The following is a 2,942-nucleotide window of genomic DNA, read 5'->3' as shown; positions in this document are numbered from 1 at the left end:
CCTTCCCTATATCTCTAAACGCGCGCAGCCCCCGGCTCTTTGGGGGGGCCGGGGGCTGTGCTGTTTGTTGGGGTTGGCGGCCACCTACTCTCCCGGGTGTGACCCCAGTACCATCGGCGCAGCCGGGCTTAACTTCTCTGTTCGGGATGGGAAGAGGTGCTCACCGGCGCCATAGCCGCCATTCTCTTTGCCCGGTTTCTGTGCGGGCGTGATGGCTATGTAAAAGTTGTTTTGACTAGTTGGGAGAGAAAAAGACTTGCGCACCAATAGGGCCAAGGGGCGGGCCGGTGTTGGCCGGTCGCACTGTGCGTGCTTGAGAACGCGCTCGGGCAATTAGTACCGCTCGGCTTTGCTGTTTCCAGCTTTACACCTGCGGCCTATCAACGTCATCGTCTCTGACGGCCCTTAAGGGAGATCTCATCTTGGGGCGGGTTTCGCACTTAGATGCTTTCAGCGCTTATCCCGTCCGAGCGTAGCTACCCTGCGCTGCGGCTGGCGCCACAACAGGTCCACCAGAGGCTCGTCCATCCCGGTCCTCTCGTACTAAGGACAGAACCCCTCAAATCTCCGACGCCCACAACAGATAGGGACCGAACTGTCTCACGACGTTCTGAACCCAGCTCGCGTGCCACTTTAATCGGCGAACAGCCGAACCCTTGGGACCTTCTCCAGCCCCAGGACGTGACGAGCCGACATCGAGGTGCCAAACCTCCCCGTCGATATGAGCTCTTGGGGGAGATCAGCCTGTTATCCCCAGAGTACCTTTTATCCTTTGAGCGATGGCCCTTCCATGCGGAACCACCGGATCACTATATCCGCCTTTCGGCCCTGCTCGGCTTGTGGGCCTCACAGTCAAGCCCCCTTCTGCTATTGCGCTCTGCGCACGGTTACCAAGCGTGCTGAGGGAACCTTTGAAAGCCTCCGTTATTGTTTTGGAGGCGACCACCCCAGTCAAACTACCCACCAAGCACGGTCCCCGACTCTGTCGGGTTAGGCGCCAGGCAACTCAAGGGCCGTATTTCAAGGAAGAATCCAGGACGCCTGGCGACGCCCCTTCACATTCTCCGGCCTATCCTACACATGAGTTACCCAGCGTCAATGCTAAGCTATAGTAAAGGTTCATGGGGTCTTTCCGTCCCGTTGCGGGTACTCGGCATCTTCACCGAGACTACAATTTCACCGAGCTCACGGCTGAGACAGCGCCCAGATCGTTACACCATTCGTGCAGGTCGGAACTTACCCGACAAGGAATTTCGCTACCTTAGGACCGTTATAGTTACGGCCGCCGTTTACCGGGGCTTCGATTCAGAGCTTCGCCTTGCGGCTAACCCCCCCTCTTAACCTTCCGGCACCGGGCAGGTGTCAGGCCTTATACGTCATCTCTCGATTTGGCAAAGCCATGTGTTTTTGTTAAACAGTCGCCTGGGCCTTTTCACTGCGGCTTCTCCAATTGCTTGGAGGAAGCGCCCCTTCTCCCGAAGTTACAGGGCCATTTTGCCGAGTTCCTTGGCCGTGATTCACTCGAGCACCTTAGGATTCTCTCCTCGACCACCTGTGTCGGTTTGCGGTACGGGCGGCCACGTATTTAAACGCTTAGCGGGTTTTCTAGGGAGCCTGCTTAGGGACGCTATCTCCGCGCCCGGGGGCTTGGAGTACTATCGGCTTTCAGCTAGTCGGGCGTACTTCACTACCCAACCAATACCTACGGCCTTCAACGCACTATTCCGTCAGTGCGCGGTCCTTTCACTTCTCCGTCACCGCATCGCTATACGTAGCCGGTGCTGGAATATTAACCAGCTGTCCATCGACCTGCGCTTTCGCCTCGGCCTTAGGTCCCGACTAACCCTGATCCGATTAGCGTTGATCAGGAAACCTGGGTCTTTCGGTGTGCGGGTTTCTCGCCCGCATTATCGTTACTTATGCCTACATTTGCTTTTCCGGGCGCTCCAGCACGGCTTGCCGCCATACCTTCTCCGCCCCCGGAATGCTCCCCTACCAGTATAATAAATTATAATCCGCAGCTTCGGTGCCATGCTTGATGCCCGATTATTATCGATGCCCTGTCGCTCGACCAGTGAGCTGTTACGCACTCTTTAAAGGAATGGCTGCTTCCAAGCCAACCTCCTGGCTGTCTAGGCAACTGGACCCCCTTTGTTCAACTTAGCGTGGACTTTGGGACCTTAGCTGGCGGTCTGGGTTCTTTCCCTCTCGGCGCGGGACCTTAGCACCCCGCGCCTCACTGCCGCGTATATCAAGTGGCATTCGGAGTTCGTCAGGATTCGGTAGGATTTGACTCCCCCTAGTCCTATCGGTAGCTCTACCTCCACATGACTCGACCGCGACGCTGCCCCTAAAGGCATTTCGGGGAGTACGAGCTATTTCTCAGTTTGATTGGCCTTTCACCCCTACCCACAGGTCATCCAAATACTTTTCAACGTAAACTGGTTCGGACCTCCAGTTGGTTTTACCCAACCTTCATCCTGCCCATGGGTAGATCACAAAGTTTCGCGTCTACCCCCTCTGACTGTGCGCCCTGTTCAGACTCGCTTTCGCTGCGGCTCCGGACCTCAAGATCCTTAACCTTGCCAGAGAGGAGTAACTCGTAGGCTCATTATGCAAAAGGCACGCCGTCACCCAACGAATGGGCTCCGACCGCTTGTAGGCGCATGGTTTCAGGATCTGTTTCACCCCCCTATTCGGGGTACTTTTCACCTTTCCCTCACGGTACTGGTTCACTATCGGTCTCTCAGGAGTATTTAGCCTTAGCGGATGGTGCCGCTGGATTCAGGCGGGATTTCTCCGGTCCCGCCCTACTCAGGATACCACTAGGGCCAAGCAGCTTACGCACACGGGACTATCACCCCCTATGGTCACCCTTCCCAGGATGTTATGCTTCAATACTTGGTCCCACGGCGTGGTCCTACAACCCCGGCCCTGCCGTG

Annotated in this window: 2 rRNA genes (1 of these 2 cut by a window edge); both read right to left on the bottom strand. The window is 56.5% G+C overall.

The window, feature by feature from the left end:
• Positions 1 to 71: 71 nt before the first annotated feature.
• Positions 72 to 183: ribosomal RNA gene (gene rrf / locus C8E01_RS21220) — 5S ribosomal RNA — on the bottom strand.
• Between the two features lie 130 nt (positions 184 to 313).
• A 23S ribosomal RNA gene (locus tag C8E01_RS21215) occupies positions 314 to 2,942 on the bottom strand; it runs 265 nt beyond the window's last position.

The organism is Pontibacter virosus (assembly GCF_003096355.1).
In the GTDB taxonomy this organism is placed as follows: Bacteria; Bacteroidota; Bacteroidia; order Cytophagales; family Hymenobacteraceae; genus Pontibacter; species Pontibacter virosus.
This window is presented reverse-complemented; position numbering and strand designations above follow the sequence as displayed.